Here is a 19,290-nt window from a genome sequence, read left to right on the forward strand (position 1 = left end):
ATGCGCTGCTTATAGCCAGTACTCGAGGCGTCGCGCCATCCATTCTTTCATGCGATTCGAGAACGGGCGTTTGTCCCATTCTTCCGCTGTGATCTCTATCGAATTTTTCAGGTCTTCATTGAACGCGCTTTCCATCACATCGCCGAAAGCACGATCCAATGCGATCAGATTTACTTCACGATTGTGCAGGAAGCTGCGCATGTCCAGGTTGGTCGAGCCGACAGTAGACCAGTAGCCATCGATCACGGCAGTCTTGGCATGCAGCACCGATGCCTGTAACTCAAAGATGCGCACACCAGCTGCCAGCAGCTCGCTGTAAAACGAGCGGCCTGCGTGCATGACCAGACCAGCATCCGACATGCCGGGAAAGACCATCTTTACATCCACGCCGCGTTTCGCCGCATTGGTGATGGCTTGCACCAGTTGTACATCCGGTACGAAGTAGGCATTGGTAACGTGGATCGAAACCTTGGCTTCCTGCATGGCCAGCACGTAAGCTTTGTACACCTCATAGTTGCCGCCTGGTTCACTGCCGATCACGCGTACCACTTTGTCGCCCATGCGCGTCAATGGCGGGAAGTAATTGCGCGTTGAGAGATTCTCATTTTTCTGGCTGACCCAGGTTTGCATGAAGAGCCACTGGAAAGAGGCGACTGCCGGACCCTCAACCTGAATGTGCGTATCGCGCCATCCAAGGTCTTCATCGTCCTGTTTCTTGCTCGAACGGAACAGCGATTTTGATGAGTAATCGCTGCTGATATTGATGCCGCCAGTGAATGCGATACGTCCATCGACTATCAGTATCTTGCGATGATCGCGATTATTCAGGCGCGTCGAGAAAGCGCGTTTGAAAGGGTTAACCGGGCTGAATTCCAGCAGATTGATGCCACTGTCACGCAGCTTCTTGAAAAACTCCGGCGGCGTATTGATAGAGCCTATGCTGTCGTAAATAATATTGACCTGCACGCCTTCGCCTTGCTTTTGCATGAGCAGCTCGGCGAACTCGGCGCCGATCGCATCTTCGTTGAAGATGTAGGTTTCCAGGTTGACGTGATCCCTGGCCGCACGTATTGCTGCCAGCATCGCACGCATGGTATCGGGGCCATCATTGAGCAAGGTCAGTTTGTTGCCTGCGATGAGCGGACTGCCGGTAGCGGCTTCTTCCAGTGCCGCCAGTTCAGGCAGGGCGACATTGTCGCTGCGCAGGCGGCGCGCCAGCAATGATTCTGTTTTTTCTTTGGAGAGGGTGCTGCCCTGGGCGGTTTGTATGGTCGCCGAGTCTTGCGGTTGCAGGGAAGTTTTTAAATATGTGACGTCCGGTAGCGAGGCACATGCCGAGAGAGAAAGGCTGGTGAACAGTAGGCCTATGCGAGTAAAAAATGGTGTACGTACTAGGAGGTTACGAGACATTTTTTTCGGATATTCCGTTGGCTATTTCAAATCAATCGATAGAGCATTTTTTCATTAGAATCAGTCTTAATCTTGCCACTAATTTGTATAGGCGCCGAGTTTTATTTCACCGGATAAAACAACAGCATGAAAATTTTACAAAACGTATTGCAAAACGGTTAAACCTGATCGCAAGCCGGTGGTTTTCAAATGAAAAGCGGCGCACCATGAATTCGATCAGGTACGCCGCAATTCGTTACAGCGACAAGTGTTGGCGGATGAAATATCAGGCGGCTAACGGTGCGCCGTGATCATCCAGTTTGAAGCTGCGCACGGTAAGAGCCAATTGCTCCGCCTGGTTTTGCAGGGAGGCAGCGGCAGCGGCTGCCTGTTCCACCAGCGCTGCATTTTGCTGTGTGACTTCGTCCATTTGGCCGATGGCCTGATTGACTTGCTCTATGCCTGCACTTTGTTCCTGGCTGGCAGCAGTAATTTCCGCCATGATGTCAGTGACCCGTTTCACACTGGTAACAATCTCATCCATCGTGGTGCCGGCTTCTGCTACCAGTTTTTCACCCGTATCAACGCGCGCGGCCGAGTCGCCTATTAATGCCTTGATTTCTTTGGCGGCAGATGCCGAGCGTTGCGCCAGGTTGCGTACTTCTGCCGCGACTACCGCAAAGCCGCGACCTTGCTCACCGGCGCGGGCTGCTTCAACCGCTGCATTCAGGGCCAGGATATTGGTTTGGAAGGCAATGCCATCAATTACGCTGATGATATCGCCTATCCGTTTGGATGATTCATTGATGGACTCCATCGTGACCACCACCTGGGAGACGACTGCGCCACCTTTGAGGGCGATGTCCGAAGCACTGGCGGCCAATTGATTGGCCTGTCTGGCATTGTCTGCATTTTGCTTGACGGTAGAGGTGATCTCTTCCATCGACGACGCCGTTTCTTCAAGGGCGCTTGCCTGTTCCTCAGTGCGTGAAGACAGATCCAGGTTACCTGCCGCGATCTGATTCGATCCGGTCGCGATTGCATCCGTGCCGTGGCGGACCTTGGTCACGATGCGCATCAGATTTTCATTCATATCCTTCAGTGCATGCAACAACTGACCGGTTTCATCCCTGGAGCTGACGTCGATTTTGGCGGTGAGGTCACCCGACGCTACCGTGCGCGCGATATCGATGGCATTGCTTAATGGTCGCGTCACGCTGGTGATGATCCAATAGGTGAGGCCGGTGCCCACTATGGTGAGTATGGTCAGGGCCAATAAGATGGTTTTAGTCGCCAGCTCATTTTGCTCTTGTGCGGCTAGTCGATTGTGTTCACGGATATTGGCTGATTGCTTGCTGACATAACTAACGATTTGATCGATTTTTTGTGTAGGTTCGCGATCCATGCCTTTCACCAATGCATCGATCTCGGCTACGCCGCCCGTTGCGATGTGATTGTTTTGTCCGAGGGCAGCCAGATAATTTTTCTCCAGTTGCAGCAGCGAGGCCTGAGCCTCATTCAGTAGCGGAGAGCTCAGCTGCAGCTTGCTGAAGATCGCACGCAGTTCATTTAAGCCGTCATTGGTTGCTTTGCCTTGTTTGATGAAGGCGGCTTTGTACCTGGCGAAGTCAGTAGTGTTGTGACCGCGCAGCAGGATATTTTTCCATTCCTGAATCTGGATTTTGAAATCGACTTGTGCCTTGCGCGCCGTGTCTACCGTGCGTTCCACATCGGATGCTTGTTCAAGCGTTAACATCATGAGCGCATTGGATTGCTTGATGGTGCTCCATCCTGTCAAACCGAGGGCGATCGAACCCAGAATTAAAAATGTGCTGAGCAGAATCAGACGACTGGAAATTTTGACATTTTGTATGCGCATGTTGACTACCTTTTAAACCCGGCAGGACGCCGTAAGCCTATAACGGCGAGGCATATACAAACTCAAGCGTTTTTTTGCTGCATTGCAATTAAAAAAGCGGGCATGCATAAAGAATGCCGAATCGCTGCCGTTAAAGATAGAGAAACGCCATTCCCGGCGTATGGATGTGAGGTGGATATGGACGTAAGCAATATTGCCAGCCTGGCGAGCAGCATGGCGCAGCAGCGCACCAGCAACGAAGTGGCATTGACTGTGTTCAAGAAGGCAATGGATATCCAAAGCACGACGGCGACGACTCTGCTCGACGCTATTCCCAAAGTCAGCCTGCCAGCCAACATAGGACAAAACGTCAACACCACCGCCTGATTGCCGACTTCCGCATTGTGGCAAGCTATGCGACCATAGCCCACGATACGGCTGTTTAGCACAGGAGATGGTATGACGATGGAAACGGCAGATGCGGTATTGACGTTCTGGTTTGGTAACGAATCGGATGATACAAAAACCGCAGCACAACAAAACAAACTCTGGTGGTCCAAGGACGCGGCAACAGATCAGGCCATCAGCGCCCGCTTCAAGAGCAGTACACTGGCTGCTGCCAATGGTGAACTGGATGAGTGGGCCGCGCAACCGCGCGACTTGCTGGCGCTGATCCTGCTAACGGATCAATTCCCGCGCAATATGTATCGTGGCTTGCCGACTTCGTTTGCCTTCGATGCGCTGGCCTTGCAGTGGACCTTGATTGCGCTGGATCACGGCTTCGAACGTCATTTACGCCCGATAGAACGGGTCTTCCTTTACCTTCCGCTCGAACATTCCGAAGTGCTGGAACATCAGCATCGTTCAGTGCAATTGTTTGAACAGTTGTCGCTGGATGTACCTGCATCGCATAAGGAAACCTTTGCCGGTTTTACCCAGTTTGCGATCAAACATAGAGATATTGTGGAGCGCTTCGGGCGCTTCCCGCACCGCAATGAAATCTTCGGGCGCGAGACTACGGAAGAAGAACACGCGTTCCTGCAAACGCCGGGCTCTTCATTTTGATTTCTGACGGGGAAATGTAGACAGCGGGCAGGACGCCCGCTGTTTTGTTTCAGGCTACTGCTTTTGCTACCGGCCAGGCGCGCATCGCGGCTGATGCAATGGCCAGCAATTTATCGCGGTCACAGGTATCTCGTGCCTGCATAGTCATGCCTTGCAGGACCGCCGCATAAAAATTGGCCAGCGTGGCAGCGTCTATGCTGGTTGGCAGTTCGCCTTCCTGTATGCCTTGTTCTATGCGCGCCGTAATCATGCCTTCGATATTCTCGCGGCGCTCGGTCATGACGGTTTGTACATGTTCGGCGGAAGCGGAGCAATTGGTGGCGGCCATCACAACCAGGCAGCCGGGCGGGTGACTCGGGCAGGTGTTATCGACGGCGCTGCTTTGCAATAAACGTTCTATCGCATCGCGTGCGGTCGGTGCTTGCGCAAACATATCTTGCAGCGCATCGCATCGTTTGGTGGAGTAACGCTCCACCGCTTCCAGGAAGAGTTGTTCTTTGTCGCCGAAAGCCGCGTACAGGCTGGGCGGCGTAATACCCATCGCGGATGTCAGTTCGCTCAGCGATGCAGCTTCATAGCCGTAACGCCAAAACACCAGCATCGCGCGCTCGAGCGCAGCTTCCCGGTCGAAAGAGAGCGGCCGACCACCTTTTTTGCGTGGTTTGTCGGCTTGTTCGGATTTATTTTCCATTTCCATAGCGATCGATAGTAAACCCCTTGACAGCTTTAAACAAGCAATATACAGTCACATCATACTTTCATAGTGATCGCTATGAAATATGAAAGTGTCATGAAATTGAAATATTTTTTAAGGCCTTTCGGCCATCAAGGATCGTTCTTTTAGTTTCTATCTATCAACTTTTATTTACTGACGAAGCAGTGAGTGTACCAAATGAAAAACCGTCTCTACCAAATAACCGTTGTTGCTGCCAGTACGCTCGCGCTGTCTGCCGCGATGCGTAATGAGGCACTGCAAGACATGATTTACGACAGCGCCCTGACCGGCGGCGCGGTGTGGGCCGGTGCCACCGTCTCACTGGGCAACTTCGGTCTAAGCCTTCCTGCCGAGCATTAAGCCATGCGCAAGAGCGACATCATGCCACTAATTGCCGATACGCGTCGGCTGCCTGGCTTTTTGTCGTTCCCGGATCCTGTACACCAGGCAGCGACCGGAGGGGAAAACGCGCAGCGATGTTGATTTTTCATCGTAACGAATTTCTTTAGCTACCAATTTTTCACAGATTACTTTTCAGGGAATGAAAATGAAAACATCAACTACTCCACGTTTTTCCCGTAGTGCCATTGCGATAGCGGTCGGCGTCTTATTAATCGTTGGCGCGACCACCGTGTCACTCACAGGTCGCGCAGAAAAAACGCCGGCCGCAGCACCGGCAGCAGTCAGCGTCACCGTTGCCAGCGTACTGGAACGCTCGGTAACCGAATGGGATGATTTTTCCGGACGGGTAGAAGCGGTCGAACGGGTTGAGATCCGGCCGCGTATTTCCGGCACCATCGATGCCGTACATTTCCAGGATGGCCAATTGGTGAAGAAGGGCGCGTTACTGTTCACCATCGATCCGCGTCCATACAAAGCAGAACTGGCGCGCGCCGAAGCTGCACGCGCCGGTGCACAAGCGCGACTGGCACTGGCAAAAACCGAACTCGAGCGTACCAAACGTTTGCTGGAAGAACGTGCGGTTGCACAACGTGAACTTGATACCCGCGAAAACGCCATGCAGGAAGCGGATGCCAATCTGAAAGCAACTGATGCGGCGGTACTGACTGCGCGTTTGAACCTGCAATACACCGAAATTACCGCACCGGTTGCCGGTCGTGTCTCGCGTGCAGAAATCACCGTCGGCAATCTGGTCGCTACCGGCCCGACCGCGCCGACGCTGACCACCGTGGTGTCGGTGTCGCCGGTCTACGTCAATTTTGAAATCGATGAGCCTACTTATATCCGTTACGCAGGTAATGGCACGGTCGGTAACAGCGGTGTGAACCGCATACCGGTATCTATCGGTTTGACCAGCGAAGACGGTTATCCGCGCAACGGTCACGTCAAGTCCTTCGACAACCGTCTCGACACCGGCTCCGGCACGATACGGGTCCGCGCAGTATTCAATAACGAAGACGGCACACTGACGCCAGGCATGTATGCGCGGGTACGTACCGGCGATTCCAATGCCAAGAATGCTTTGCTGATCGATGATAAGGCCGTTGGCACCGACCAGGATAAAAAATACGTCATGGTCGTCGGTGCTGATAACAAGGTGATCTATCGTCCGGTCAGCCTCGGTCCTATCGTTGACGGTTTGCGCGTGGTACGCAGCGGTTTGCAAAAGGATGAGCGCATTGTTGTCAACGGTTTGCAACGCATACGCCCGAATGACACGGTGACCCCTGAAGTCGTGAAGATGGATGCACGTGTCGCCAGTGCCGATACAGTGAAGCCGGCAGGGCAGGCGGCTTCCAGCGCAGTCAACTAAATCAGGAACGACCTGGCTGACTACGCTCCCCACATTTAAAAAGAAAAACTGAAATGAATATCTCTCGATTTTTTATCGATCGCCCCATCTTTGCCGGCGTTTTGTCGGCCATCATCCTGATCGGTGGTCTGATCTCGATGCTGAATCTGCCGATCTCTGAATATCCGGAAGTCGTACCGCCATCCGTGGTGGTCAAGGCCAACTTCCCGGGTGCCAACCCGCAAACCATCGCGGAAACCGTATCTACCCCGATAGAAGAGCAGATCAACGGCGTCGAAGGCATGTTGTACATGCAGTCGCAGGCTACCTCCGACGGCCTGATGACCCTGACCGTTACTTTCAAACTCGGCGTCTCGCCGGATCAGGCGCAGCAATTGGTGCAGAACCGCGTCAACCAGGCTTTGCCACGTCTGCCCGATGTGGTGCAGCGACTCGGTGTGACGACTACCAAGAGCTCGCCGGATCTGACGATGGTGGTCCATCTGGTGTCGCCTAATGACCGATACGACATGGCTTACCTGCGTAACTACGCCGTGCTGAACGTGAAAGACCGACTGGCACGTTTGCAAGGGATCGGCGCGGTGCAGTTGTTTGGTTCCGGTGATTACTCGATGCGCGTCTGGCTCGACCCACGCAAAGTAGCGGAACGTGGTTTGTCCGCGAATGATGTGGTTGATGCCATCCGCCAGCAAAACGTTAACGTGGCGGCTGGTGTGATCGGTGCCTCGCCTTCGGTACCTGGCGTTGATTACCAGATATCGGTGAACGCACAAGGTCGCCTCAGCACTGAAGATGAATTCCGCGATATCGTGATCCGTACTTCGCCGGATGGTGTCGTTACGCGTCTGCGTGATGTCGCCCGCGTTGAGCTGGGTGCCAGCGAATACGCGTTGCGTTCCTTGCTAAACAATAAGTCTGCGGTCGCGATTCCTATCTTCCAGTCGCCTGGTTCCAATGCGCTCGATATTTCGAACAATGTGCGCAAGACCATGGCCGAGCTGAAGAAAGACATGCCGGAAGGCGTCGACTACAGCATCGTCTATGATCCGACCCAGTTCGTCCGCGCTTCGATAGAAGCGGTAGTGCATACGCTGCTGGAAGCGATCCTGCTGGTGGTGATCGTCGTGATCATCTTCCTGCAAACCTGGCGTGCTTCCATCATTCCTTTGCTGGCAGTGCCGGTCTCGGTTATCGGTACTTTCGCGGTGATGATGGGCCTGGGCTTTTCGATCAATGCGCTCAGTCTGTTCGGGCTGGTGCTGGCGATTGGTATCGTGGTCGATGATGCGATTGTGGTGGTGGAAAACGTCGAACGGAATATTGAAGACGGCCTGACCGCACGCGAAGCAACTTATAAAGCGATGCGTGAAGTGTCGGGTCCGATTATCGCGATTGCGCTGACCCTGTCGGCAGTGTTTGTGCCGCTCGCCTTCGTCAGTGGCCTGACTGGTCAATTCTTTAAACAGTTCGCGTTGACGATTGCTATTTCCACTGTGATCTCTGCGTTCAACTCGCTGACCTTGTCGCCGGCACTGGCTGCCTTGCTGCTGAAGAGCCACGGCGCGCCTAAAGATAAATTCCAGTTGGCGATCGACAAGGCGTTTGGCTGGTTTTTTGTCCGCTTCAATCGTGTTTTCCATCGTGGTTCTGAAAACTACGGCGGTGGCGTGACCGGCATCCTGAAACGCAAATCTATTGCGCTGGCAGTGTACGCGGCACTCATCGGTGCCACCATGTTCCTGTTCCATCATGTACCGGCCGGCTTTATTCCAGGTCAGGACAAACAGTACCTGGTTGGTTTCGCGCAATTGCCGGATGCATCTTCGCTCGATCGTACCGAAGACGTGATCCGTCAAATGTCTGAAATCGGCATGAAGACACCAGGCGTGGAATCGGCGGTGGCGTTCCCGGGCTTGTCGATTAACGGCTTCGTGAACAGCCCGAGCTCCGGCATTGTGTTCATGTCGCTCAAACCGTTTGAAGAACGTCGTAGCAAAGACTTGAGTGGTCCGGCGATTGCACAAAAGCTGAACCAGCAAATGTCCGGCATCAAGGGTGCATACATTGCGATGTTCCCGCCGCCACCAGTGCAAGGTCTCGGTACCATCGGTGGCTTCAAGCTGCAGATCCAGGACCGTGGCGCTTTGGGCAAGGAGGCGTTGAACGATGCATTGAAAGCCTTCCTGGCCAAAGCGTACCAGGCACCTGAACTGGCTGGCATGTTCTCCAGCTATCAGATCAACGTGCCGCAACTGTATGCGAACCTGGATCGCACGCGTGCCCAACAACTGGGGCTGTCGGTACCGGCCGTGTTCGATACCTTGCAGGTTTACCTCGGCTCGTTGTACGTCAACGATTTTAATAAGTTCGGTCGTACCTTCCAGGTGCGCGTACAGGCAGATGCACCGTTCCGCGCGCATGCTGAAGATGTTGGTTTGCTGAAAGCACGTAACAAGAACGGTGAAATGGTGCCTTTGTCGTCGGTCCTGAAAATGACACAGAGCTACGGCCCTGATCAATTCATTCGTTACAACGGCTTCCCGGCAGCGGACGTGAACGGTGGCCCGGCTCCCGGTTACAGCACTGGTCAGGCGCAGGCAGTGGTAGAGCGTTTGCTGGCAGAAACACTGCCGCGCGGCATCAGCTATGAATGGACCGAGATTACGTATCAGGACAAGATCGCTGGCGATACCTTGTTTGTGATCCTGCCGCTGGCGATGTTGCTGGTGTTCTTCGTCTTGGCTGCACAGTATGAAAGCCTGACCTTGCCATTGGCTGTGTTGCTGATCGTGCCTATGGGCTTGCTGTCTGCGATCTTCGGTGTCTGGCTGACGGGTGGCGACAACAACATCTTCACGCAGATCAGTCTGATCGTGCTGGTGGGGCTGGCCTGTAAGAACGCGATTCTGATCGTTGAGTTTGCGCGTGAACTGGAGCATCAGGGACGTGGCATCTATGAAGCAGCGATTGAGGCAGCACGTTTGCGTCTGCGTCCTATCCTGATGACTTCGATTGCGTTTATCGCTGGTGTGGTCCCGCTGATCCTGTCGACCGGTGCGGGTGCAGAAATGCGTCATGCGATGGGTGTGGCGGTGTTCTCCGGCATGATAGGTGTGACTGCGTTCGGTTTGTTCCTGACGCCTATCTTCTACGTGCTGTTGCGTACGCTGGAAAAGAAATTTACCCGCAAGAAAGCGGTGGAGGATGAAGCGTATGTCGCACATCCGGCCCCGGTTGCGGTAGCGGACAATCCGCACAATTACGAGGTGTGATGATGAAGAAATTTAATTTATCCCTGAGCACGATGGTAGCGGCGCTGGTACTGGCCGGTTGCTCGACGGCGCGGCCGCCGGAACAGCTCAAGCTGGATCTGCCGACCGCATACCGTGAGCAAGCTACCGCACTGGATGGCGCATGGAAACTGGCGGCGCCAGCTGATAACAAGGATCGCGGTGCATGGTGGAAGGTGTTTGGCGACGACCAATTGAGTGAGCTGATTGTGGAAGCAGGCAAGGCTAACCTGAACCTGGCGATTGCACTGGCGCGCGTGAAAGATGCGCGTGCGATTGCCGGTGTGGTCGATGCAGATCGCGGCGTGCAGGTAGACGTTGGTGTCGGTCCGACGCGCAGTGGAAATGCACAGGCTGCCAGCACCACATATCGCGCACCGCTGAGTTTCGGCTATGAAGTGGATCTGTTCGGTCGCCTGTCCGATGCCAGCCGTGCCGCCAAGCTGGATGCGGAAGGGCAGGAAGCGGCTTACCGTTCGGTCTTGCTGGCTTTACAGTCTGACGTCGCGCAGCAGTACTTCACGATACGTTCGCTGGATTCGGAACTGGACGTCCTGCAAAAGACGGTGTCCCTGCGTCAGGAAGCGCTGGAGCTGACACAGCACCGCTACAAGGCAGGTGATACCAGTGAGCTGGATGTGGCGCAGGCAAAAACTGAGTGGGCCACCACCAGTGCTGAATTGGAAGGGGTCAAACGTCAGCGTGCGCAGCGTGATCACGCATTGGCGATTTTGCTGGGCAAGGCCCCCGCCGAATTCACCTTGCCGGCAGCGCCACTGGTCGCTGCAGTGGTGACGGTGCCATCCGGCTTGCCGTCCGACTTGCTGGAACGTCGTCCCGATATCGCGCAGGCACAGCGTCAGCTGGCAGCGTCCAGTGCACGTATCGGCGCAGCCAAGGCCGCCTTCTTCCCGAAATTGCTGCTGACCGGATCGGCTGGCTACGAGTCGAATGAGTTACGCGACTTGTTCAAATGGTCGAGCCGCAGCTGGATGCTGGGTCCGGTGGTCGGCACCATACTGAGCATGCCTTTGTTTGATGGTGGTCGTAACCGTTCCAACCTGGAGCGTGCTGATGCCAACTACGAAGCGCTGGTTGCCAACTACCGGCTGCAAGTGCTGGTTGGCTTCCAGGACGTCGAAGACAACCTGAGTGCCTTGCGTACGCTGGACCGCCAACTGCAATTTGAAGATCAGGCTGTCAGCTCGGCGCAACTGGCTGCACGCCTGGCCGACTCGCGTTATCGCTATGGCTCGGCCAGCTACTTCGAAGTGATTGATGCGCAGCGTTCCAGTCTGTCGACACAACGGTCGAAGATACGCAGCACGGGGCAGCGCGCAGTGGCATCGGTCGGCCTGATACGTGCACTCGGTGGTGGTTGGGATACACCGGCCGCCAAAGATGGCCTGGCATTGGCAGTCCAGCCATAAGCAAAGTTTGCGAGGTGCTGTAGTTGACGCCGATTGGAAGAAGTCTTCCAGTCGGCGTTTTTTTATCTGCTCACGGCTGTACACGTCTGGCAAGCTGGTTTTCTCTCCGGCAATTCATGCTCCCATCTTTATGTGATGACAGTCACTTTTGCTTGCAATTGTTTGCGGCAAACTGCTGCCGTAAAAACGCGCCTTGCGATAATATGAGGCAGCTATCGCAGTTCAGATCAAAATCGCACCATCCCACACATCGCTTTTATTCAGGAGGCAGCATGTTCACCCAACATTTTTCCAAAACGGCACTGGCAGTTTCATTGAGCCTGGTTGTTTCCGCGGCCTTTGCCGTATCACTGGCAGATCTGAGCAACAAGGATGCAACGACAGGCGTGAAAGCGGCGCTGGAAAAAGGCGCAACTGTCGCCGTCTCCAAACTCGGTGTGGAGAATGGTTTCCTGAATAATGAAAAAGTAAAAATCGGTTTGCCTAGCGTCGTCGAAAAAGCGATGCCTATCCTGAAGATGACCGGGCAGGGTAAGAAGGTAGAAGAATTACAGGTGTCGATGAATCACGCAGCCGAATCTGCAGTTGCGTTGGCTAAACCATTGTTGCTCGATGCAGTGAAATCGATGTCGGTGACCGATGCGAAAAATATCCTCACCGGTGGCGATACCTCGGTGACCGATTTTTTCCGTCAAAAAACCGCGACACCTTTAGGTGCGCAATTCCTGCCAGTCGTTAAAAAGATCACCGATAAAAATGGCCTGGCGCCGCAATACAACGCCATCATGGGCAAGGTAGGGTCCAGCGGTCTGGTATCGCAGGATGAAACGACGGTCGAAGGCTACGTTACCAAACGCGCACTCGATGGCCTGTATACGATGATCGGCGAAGAAGAGAAAGCGATACGCCAGGATCCGGTTGGTGCCGGTAGTGCCATCCTGGGCAAAGTTTTTGGCGCCTTGAAGTAAGTGCGCGTTTTACTTTGAAAAATGGCCGGCGGCTCATACGAGCCCGTCGGCCAGAGTGTTTTTTCCGATAGCATCGAACACGAGTATCGGTGCCTGCGAATTCGTGGGTGCAGGTGTAATCACAGGTGTGGGTTCTATTGCCTGATTCTGTGCGTTGCGTTCATTGCGCCTGTATTCGCACGGCGAAATTTGTAGGTGCTTGCGAAACAGTTTGGAGACATGCTCTCCATTTAAAAATCCACAGCGCCTGGCAATTTTATCGACAGGCAAATCTGTCCGTGCCAACTGCTGACGCACTGCGTCGAGACGCAGGTGCAGTAAAAATTCATGTGGCGTCCATCCGGTCTCGCGCTTGAATTGTCGCTGGAAATTACGTTCACTCATCGAGACGTAGTTGGCGGCATCAATGATGCTGATGGCTTCAGCCATGTGTTCTACAAACCAGCGCGATGCTTGCTGTATTTTTGTGCAGGTAACAGGTTCAGCAATTTTGCTGGGTCTTACCGGAATTTGTTCACGCCGACGTTGCGTTACCTGCAGGCTTTCAGCAACACGCTTTGCGACGCTGCTGCCTAAATCATCTTCCAGGAACGCCAGTGCGAGATCGGTCGCCATGCCGACTTCGCTGGCAGTGAATATGCCATCGTCTTCCGTCGTGCTGGCGTCGCGCTCAACTTTGATTTGCGGAAATTCACGAATCAATTTATCTTGCAGCGCCCAGTGTGTCGTCGCGCGTTTCTGATCCAGTAAGCCTGCTGCCGCCATGACGAAGACGCCGGTGCATACGGCGCCGATGCGTCTCACATTGCTATTGGCATCTTGCAGCCAGCCGACCAGACCAGGATCACGATACGCATCAAAGTTGCCGGTGCCGCTGGCAATCAATATTGTGTCGAAATTGTGATTGTCATGCGGTGGCAGAGGCAAGGTCATGATCTGCACACAAGTCGAAGATCGTATGATGCCGCCGTTGAGGGAAAGAAGGGATATTGCATATCCGGATTGACCTGCAAAGACTGACGAAATTAATTTGTCTCCTACGCCGAACACATCTGCTGCACCAATTACATCAGCAAGTATGACGCCTTCAAAAACGATAATTCCGATGTGTCTGATAGTCCGTGTAGTCTCGGATAAAGCCGGTAATTTGAAAGACATTTGTTCCATGTCATATCTCCCGCCTAACTTATGTTCTTATTTCTTCTATTCACTAAATAAAAAATTTATTGCCAGTGAATAATATTTTTCTAGACTGATGAAGGTGAGATGATTGCCCATCGCCATGATAAAAATCACCTTTTCAATATATGCTTATTTAATCCTAAGCGCATCTAAATTTGCTGAGAAGAACATTACGATTTGTGAACCTTTGTTTCGAATTACTTGCTCTCAAGCATATCTTTCAAGCGGGCATTTTCTAAAGCAAGTTCTGCCACGATTTGTTTAAGTTTGTTGTTCTCTTCCTGCAGACATTTCAAGTCTTGCGGAAAGCCTGGCAGTGCACTGTAACGCTTCTTCCAATCAAGAAACGTATGCTCTGAAACACCGGCTTGCCGCAAGACATCTTCCAACGGAATGCCTAGCTCCTCTTGTTTCAAGGCAGCTGCGATTTGATCGCTTGTTATCGTACGCTTCATCGCAGGGCCTTTGATTCAGTTGATTGCAGGAATTATTTCTCTCTGTAAATTACATCTGTCTACAATTGCTCAAACTTAAGGAAGCGGTTCCAGGCCCATACGTTTGCGTACGATAGGATCCGAATACTGGTCGGCCGAGCTTTGCATGACCGAATAGGTTTGCACTGGATTTGCTGCATCTTGTTTCGGTGCGCTAGGACAGGAACGACCGGTTGCTTCGATTGCTTTGCGATTGGCTTCGCTTTGGCAAAGCAGCGCAAGCGCAACATCATTCATGCCCATGGCGCGGAACTCTCTCGAGTCGAGGCGGCGTACGCATGCTTCGTCAACCATCGTGATACCACCTGTCAGGCCGAAGCCGACTGCTGATACACCCAACGATACCGAACCCATACAGGTGTCGGACAAGGTTGTTGTCAGCGATGGAGCAAGCACACCTGGTACATTTTTGACTGTGTAGCTGCCGCCGTAATCAACTGTTGCTTTCGTATTGTTGGCACTACTACCTGCTTCACCGACTGCGCCCAATGGAGCTGCAGCGGCTGATACACCACCGGTGCCGGCATTTACTGAGACATTCACATTCGACGCACCGCCGGATGCCGAGCCGCCGGTTGCACTACCGCCGGTTGCTGCACCACCAGCACCACCAGCACCACCGGTTGCAGATGAAGATGAATTGGACGTGGGTGCTGCACTTGCGCTCGAGCCTGATCCGGAGCCTGACCCATGTCCGTGCGGGCTTCCTGCCCATGCTGGCAAGGCAAACATCGAGGCTACCAGCAGGCCTATAAGATTGCTTTTCATGGCTGCTCCATCACAATGACGACGCTTTTTTAAATGAGGAAGAGAGTTGCCTCTCTTCCTGTCTGGCTACTATGTTGATAGCCGGTTTGCTCCTGGCTTAGTGAACAGCGATTGCCGCCGAATTGCCGCCATTGCCACCGTTGCCGCCAAACGCTGGACCGCTCTTAGCATCGCCGCCGATAGTCACCGACTTGCCATCGCCGGCGTAGTTGCCGTTGCCGCTGCCGGAGGCTGCGTCACCGGTGGACGATTTGGTTTGTCCGCCGATTGCAAGAGAGTTGCCGTTGAATTTCTGCGTTGCTGAAGCATCGCCTGCTTTTGCGCTGCCACCACCGCTAGCTTGGTGGCCACGGCTGCCGTGACCGCCACCGGAGGGTGCTGCAGCTCCGACTTTAGCTGTGTTGCTGACGTTGGCAGTTGTGTCGCCACCGAATGACTTAACGCCGCCGGTGCTCGTCCAGTTGCCGCCGGTGTTTGCAGTGCCGCCGGAATTGTTTTGAGTTGCGTTCCCGCCGCTTGCGTTGCCGCCTGTGGTCGCGCCGCCTGTAACGTTCCCTGATGTTGCGCCGCCACCGGCACCCCCAGCGCCACCGACTGAAGCGGCTGATACGTTACCGCTGGGTGCTGGCATGGATGGACCCCCATGGCCATGACCGCCTGCAAAAGCAGCTGCGGCGAACAATGAGGTGATGGCTGCTGCAATGATGTGCTGTTTCATTTTTGTTTCTCCTGAATGTGGATAGAGTGTTGTTTACCTTGATGTCTCATTCAAAGTCACCGGAGGGCAGGTAGAAAAGTATTGAGTTAGCACCTGTCTTCGGATCAATCCACTTATGCCAGCGGCCTACTGGTTTCGTTTGGATTGGCTTGATATTAGGTCGCGGAATCTTTTTCTTGGCGACAAAACCTTGGCTACTTAAGACAGCCGCGCATGGCGGTTTTTGGCAAATGGCTGAACACTTTATGTGATGTATCAGTAGGTATTTTTTTTGTGTATGGACTGCCATATGAAATGAAAATGCGTAATGAAATTTCGTGCATTTTCATAGAGAAAAAATGAAAAAAAGAGTGAAGTTTTTTTATTTATGATGAGTGATTTTTTTTAGATAAATTTTTATAAAAAAACGAAAAAAAAGCATCCGTTAAAAACGGATGCTTATCGTTCTTATTCCAAAAAATGGCGCGATACAGATCGTTCTACTTACGTCGACGATTGTAAATTTGTTCGTGGATTATTTTTTTCAAAAACCTTCAAGTACGATTTTCCCTTTTGCTGTATTGCTCTCTAGCAAGGCGTGTGCGCGCTTCAGGTTGCTTGCATTGATAGTGCCGAAATTTTCAGCTACCGTGGTTTTAATAATGCCGGTATCGATCAGTCGCGCAACTTCATTCAGTAGTTCGTGTTGCTTGTGCATATCGACAGTTGCGAACAATGCGCGCGTGAACATGAATTCCCAGTGCAGTGAAATGCTTTTTCGCTTTAGCAAGCGACAATCAAGCGCAACCGGATCATCGATCAATGCAAGCTTGCCTTGTGGTGCAAGCGCTTCCACGATTTCGGAAAAATGTTGCTCAGTCTGATTCAGGCTAGCCACATATTTAACATTGTCTATGCCGATTTTTTTCAATTCCTGACTGAGGGGGTGGGCATGGTCGATCACGTGATGTGCGCCGAGTTCACGTACCCATTGTTGTGTGTGCGGACGTGAAGCCGTACCGATCACAGTCAGGCCGGTAAGCTGACGCGCCAGTTGCACCAGGATGGAGCCGACGCCACCGGCCGCGCCTATGATGAGTATTGCTTCCTTGCTGTCGGCCGGAACTTCGAGTCGTTCAAACAATAATTCCCATGCCGTGATCGCAGTCAAAGGCAAGGCCGCTGCCTGCGCAAAATCCAGCGAGCTCGGCATATGCCCGGTGATGAACTCATCGACCAGGTGCAATTCGCTATTGGTGCCGGCGCGCGCAATCGAACCTGCATAGAACACGCGATCACCCGGTTTGAATAAGGTCACGGCATCGCCTACTGCACGCACGATGCCGGCGGCGTCCCAGCCTATGACTTTGTATTCGCCATCTGGCGGATTGGCGCTGCTGCGAACTTTGACGTCAACCGGGTTCACCGATATGGCCTGAACTTCAACCAGCAAGTCGTGACCGCTGGCTATCGGGTCGGGCAGAGTGACGTCGAGCAGGGATTGCTCATCCTTGATTGGTAATGCACGTTTGTAGGCGATGGCTTTCATGCTGGGTTCCTTATAGAAATGAGCGGCTTGCCTGTGATTTGCAAGCACCATGCACGCAGTTTCCGCTATATTCTCTTTATTGAAAATACGTTGAATAAACTATCACTTTCAAAAATAAAATGAAAATACCGCGTATTGAAGATTTGATGCTATTTGTGCAGGCTGCCGATTGCGGCGGTTTGTCTGCCGCTGCACGCGAACTGGATATCGCTCCGGCTGCGGCCAGTGCCGCCCTCAAACGGCTGGAAGCAGCGCTGGGGGCGCGCCTGTTCGTGCGCTCCACGCGCAGTTTGCGGTTGACGACGGATGGCGAGCGCTATCTGGTGCATGCGCGTGCGGTACTGCTGGCGCTGGATGAAGGTGCTGCCAGTGTGGCGCGTGATGCGCAAACGATAGGCGGCGATCTGAGTTTGTCGATCCCGTCTGATCTGGGGCGCAATGTGATGCTGCCGTGGCTGGATGAATTCCAGGCGCAACATCCGGCGCTTCGCCTGCGCATAAGGATTAGTGACAGGCTGGCTGATCTGTACCGACAGACAATCGACGTGGCCATCCGTTATGGTGAGCCGGAAGACTCCGGCATGGTGGCCTTGCCACTGGCGCCGGATAACCGGCGTGTGCTGTGTGCTTCCCCCGCTTATTTCAAACGGCATGCAGCACCTCAGAAGCTGAGCGATTTGCAGTCGCATAATTGCCTGCGCTTTGTATTGGGCGACGCCGTGCATGAGCGCTGGAATTTCTGGCGCAACAAGAAAATGGAAACCATCACGGTGGACGGCGATCGCGTCAGCGATGACGGCGATCTGGTGCGGCGCTGGGCGCTGGCAGGAAATGGGCTGGCCTATAAATCGCGACTGGATGTCAGCAACGATTTGAAGAAGGGGCGCCTGATAGCGACGTTAAGCAACTATCAGGGCGAGCGTGCGCCGTTGAACCTGGTATGTGCACATCGCCTGATGCTGTCGCCGGCGGTGGTCAGCTTGCGCGACTTCCTGCGCCAGCGCCTGGAACAGCTCAAGGATGGATGAGCAGGAAGGATGAAGCTAGTCTGCTCAGACTTTCATATCATTGCTGATCCAGTCGAAGACCGAGGTGTGCGTCGGTTTCCAGTCCAGTTCCTTGCGCGCCAGTGCTGCGGTGACGCGGCTGTTGGAGCCGAAGGAGTAGACGGCATGACCGTAGCCCCATTCCTTGATCGCTTCTTCCACCGGCCATGATTGCGGCCGTCCGAGTTGCAGGCGTTGCGCAATAGCGCTGACGATATCGGCGTACGATGCTTCGCCGTTTTCTACAAAGTAGTAGGAACCTGCGCGTGCATTTGTCAGGGCGAGCAAATACAGTTCGACCACGTCCTTGATATGGACGTTGGACCAGACATTCACACCCTGGCCGACGTAGCGTGCAATGCCGCTCTTTTGAGCCTGCGCGACCAGCGGCGGGATTTGCACACTGTCCGCGCTGACGCCGAGGCCGGTACCGTAAATCATGGTATTGCACAGGATGACCGAACGTACATCGCGTTTGGCTGCATCGCGTATCAATTGATCGAGCGAAGCGCGTGCGGCTTTTTCCGGCACTACTGCAACCGGCGTGTCTTCTGCATACACCTGGTCCGATTTCCATGCACCGCGCGCATCGTCGCCGACCACGCTGGAGCCGCTGGTGTGGATGAATGCCTTGCCGGAACCTGCCAGTGCATCCAGCATCGCTTCGACTGAGGGGCGGTGATCCGAGCTGGCGGCATTGATGACGGCATCTGCCTGCTGCGCTTCATGTGCCAGGATGGCGGCCTCGTCGAGTGTACCGATGACAGGGTCTATGCCTAACGCTTTTACTTTTTCTGCCTGTGCCGCGGTGCGTACCAGACCACGTACGGTATAGCCTTCCTGCAGCAAACGTGCTGCCACCGAACCACCGATATAACCTGCTGCACCCGTAATAAATACTTTCATGATGTTGTCCTTACATTCTTTTATATAAGCGGCGCTGTGCGAGTCGCGGATAGCGCCGGATGTCGGGGCTTCAGGCTGACGCCGGAAGCTGATGGTCACACTATGCCGGTATTTATTGTTGAGAAAAATAGCTGTACTATCAAATGATATTTGCTTGAG

17 protein-coding genes are annotated in these 19,290 nt (G+C 53.6%); 8 read left to right on the forward strand and 9 right to left on the reverse strand.

Annotation, left to right across the window (positions count from 1 at the left end; genetic code table 11):
* Positions 1-9 precede the first annotated feature (9 nt).
* Positions 10-1,410 carry a cardiolipin synthase gene (gene cls / locus DBR37_RS08315; protein ID WP_233588312.1) on the reverse strand — a complete coding sequence of 467 codons (1,401 nt, stop codon included), beginning with the start codon at positions 1,408-1,410 and terminating at the stop codon, positions 10-12.
* 265 nt (positions 1,411-1,675) lie between these two features.
* The gene (locus tag DBR37_RS17360) at positions 1,676-3,268 is read right to left on the reverse strand and encodes a methyl-accepting chemotaxis protein (protein ID WP_124573963.1); all 1,593 of its coding nucleotides are present in this window, start codon (positions 3,266-3,268) and stop codon (positions 1,676-1,678) included.
* Positions 3,269-3,445: 177 nt separating this feature from the next.
* Between DBR37_RS17360 and DBR37_RS08325 the strand changes: the two genes are divergently transcribed.
* Positions 3,446-3,634 carry a YjfB family protein gene (locus tag DBR37_RS08325; RefSeq protein WP_124573964.1) on the forward strand — a complete coding sequence of 63 codons (189 nt, stop codon included), beginning with the start codon at positions 3,446-3,448 and terminating at the stop codon, positions 3,632-3,634.
* Positions 3,635-3,706: 72 nt separating this feature from the next.
* A complete protein-coding gene (locus tag DBR37_RS08330) occupies positions 3,707-4,312 on the forward strand; it encodes a DUF924 family protein (RefSeq protein WP_199739067.1) in 606 nt (201 codons plus the stop codon).
* Between the two features lie 49 nt (positions 4,313-4,361).
* Here DBR37_RS08330 and DBR37_RS08335 read toward each other — a convergent pair whose 3' ends face one another.
* Positions 4,362-5,003 (reverse strand): TetR/AcrR family transcriptional regulator, encoded by a 642-nt coding sequence (locus DBR37_RS08335; RefSeq protein ID WP_124573965.1) that lies wholly within the window; start codon positions 5,001-5,003, stop codon positions 4,362-4,364.
* 201 nt (positions 5,004-5,204) lie between these two features.
* Between DBR37_RS08335 and DBR37_RS08340 the strand changes: the two genes are divergently transcribed.
* The 5 genes from DBR37_RS08340 to DBR37_RS08360 all read left to right on the forward strand — a co-directional run bounded on the left by DBR37_RS08340 (position 5,205) and on the right by DBR37_RS08360 (position 12,489).
* Entirely contained in the window at positions 5,205-5,387 is a 183-nt protein-coding gene (locus DBR37_RS08340) for a hypothetical protein (protein WP_124573966.1), read from the forward strand.
* Positions 5,388-5,574: 187 nt separating this feature from the next.
* Positions 5,575-6,801 (forward strand): efflux RND transporter periplasmic adaptor subunit, encoded by a 1,227-nt coding sequence (locus DBR37_RS08345; protein ID WP_124573967.1) that lies wholly within the window; start codon positions 5,575-5,577, stop codon positions 6,799-6,801.
* Positions 6,802-6,854: 53 nt separating this feature from the next.
* Positions 6,855-10,073 (forward strand): efflux RND transporter permease subunit, encoded by a 3,219-nt coding sequence (locus tag DBR37_RS08350; RefSeq protein WP_124573968.1) that lies wholly within the window; start codon positions 6,855-6,857, stop codon positions 10,071-10,073.
* Positions 10,074-10,075: 2 nt separating this feature from the next.
* Positions 10,076-11,521, forward strand: a complete 1,446-nt coding sequence (locus tag DBR37_RS08355; protein ID WP_124574207.1) for an efflux transporter outer membrane subunit — start codon at positions 10,076-10,078, stop codon at positions 11,519-11,521.
* A 272-nt stretch (positions 11,522-11,793) separates the two neighbouring features.
* Positions 11,794-12,489 carry a DUF4197 domain-containing protein gene (locus DBR37_RS08360; RefSeq protein WP_124573969.1) on the forward strand — a complete coding sequence of 232 codons (696 nt, stop codon included), beginning with the start codon at positions 11,794-11,796 and terminating at the stop codon, positions 12,487-12,489.
* A gap of 33 nt (positions 12,490-12,522) precedes the next feature.
* Here the strand turns inward: DBR37_RS08360 and DBR37_RS08365 are convergent, their stop codons facing one another.
* From DBR37_RS08365 to DBR37_RS08385, 5 genes are all read right to left on the reverse strand, one after another.
* Complete coding sequence (locus DBR37_RS08365; RefSeq protein ID WP_124573970.1) at positions 12,523-13,656, reverse strand: GlxA family transcriptional regulator; 1,134 nt, start codon at positions 13,654-13,656, stop codon at positions 12,523-12,525.
* Between the two features lie 212 nt (positions 13,657-13,868).
* Complete coding sequence (locus DBR37_RS08370; protein WP_124573971.1) at positions 13,869-14,126, reverse strand: transposase; 258 nt, start codon at positions 14,124-14,126, stop codon at positions 13,869-13,871.
* A 75-nt stretch (positions 14,127-14,201) separates the two neighbouring features.
* On the reverse strand, positions 14,202-14,933 hold the full coding sequence (locus DBR37_RS08375; protein ID WP_124573972.1) for a histidine kinase: 732 nt from the start codon (positions 14,931-14,933) through the stop codon (positions 14,202-14,204).
* A 97-nt stretch (positions 14,934-15,030) separates the two neighbouring features.
* Complete coding sequence (locus tag DBR37_RS08380; RefSeq protein WP_124573973.1) at positions 15,031-15,651, reverse strand: hypothetical protein; 621 nt, start codon at positions 15,649-15,651, stop codon at positions 15,031-15,033.
* A 523-nt stretch (positions 15,652-16,174) separates the two neighbouring features.
* The gene (locus DBR37_RS08385) at positions 16,175-17,179 is read right to left on the reverse strand and encodes a zinc-binding alcohol dehydrogenase family protein (RefSeq protein ID WP_124573974.1); all 1,005 of its coding nucleotides are present in this window, start codon (positions 17,177-17,179) and stop codon (positions 16,175-16,177) included.
* A 125-nt stretch (positions 17,180-17,304) separates the two neighbouring features.
* On the opposite strand from DBR37_RS08385, the gene DBR37_RS08390 reads away from it, so the two are divergent.
* A complete protein-coding gene (locus tag DBR37_RS08390) occupies positions 17,305-18,207 on the forward strand; it encodes a LysR family transcriptional regulator (RefSeq protein WP_124574208.1) in 903 nt (300 codons plus the stop codon).
* Between the two features lie 24 nt (positions 18,208-18,231).
* Here DBR37_RS08390 and DBR37_RS08395 read toward each other — a convergent pair whose 3' ends face one another.
* Positions 18,232-19,131: an NAD-dependent epimerase/dehydratase family protein gene (locus tag DBR37_RS08395; RefSeq protein WP_124573975.1), complete on the reverse strand. Its 900-nt coding sequence runs from the start codon at positions 19,129-19,131 to the stop codon at positions 18,232-18,234.
* Positions 19,132-19,290: the final 159 nt, after the last annotated feature.

The sequence above is a fragment of the Herminiimonas sp. KBW02 genome, from assembly GCF_003852535.1.
Taxonomy (GTDB): Bacteria; Pseudomonadota; Gammaproteobacteria; order Burkholderiales; family Burkholderiaceae_D; genus Oxalicibacterium.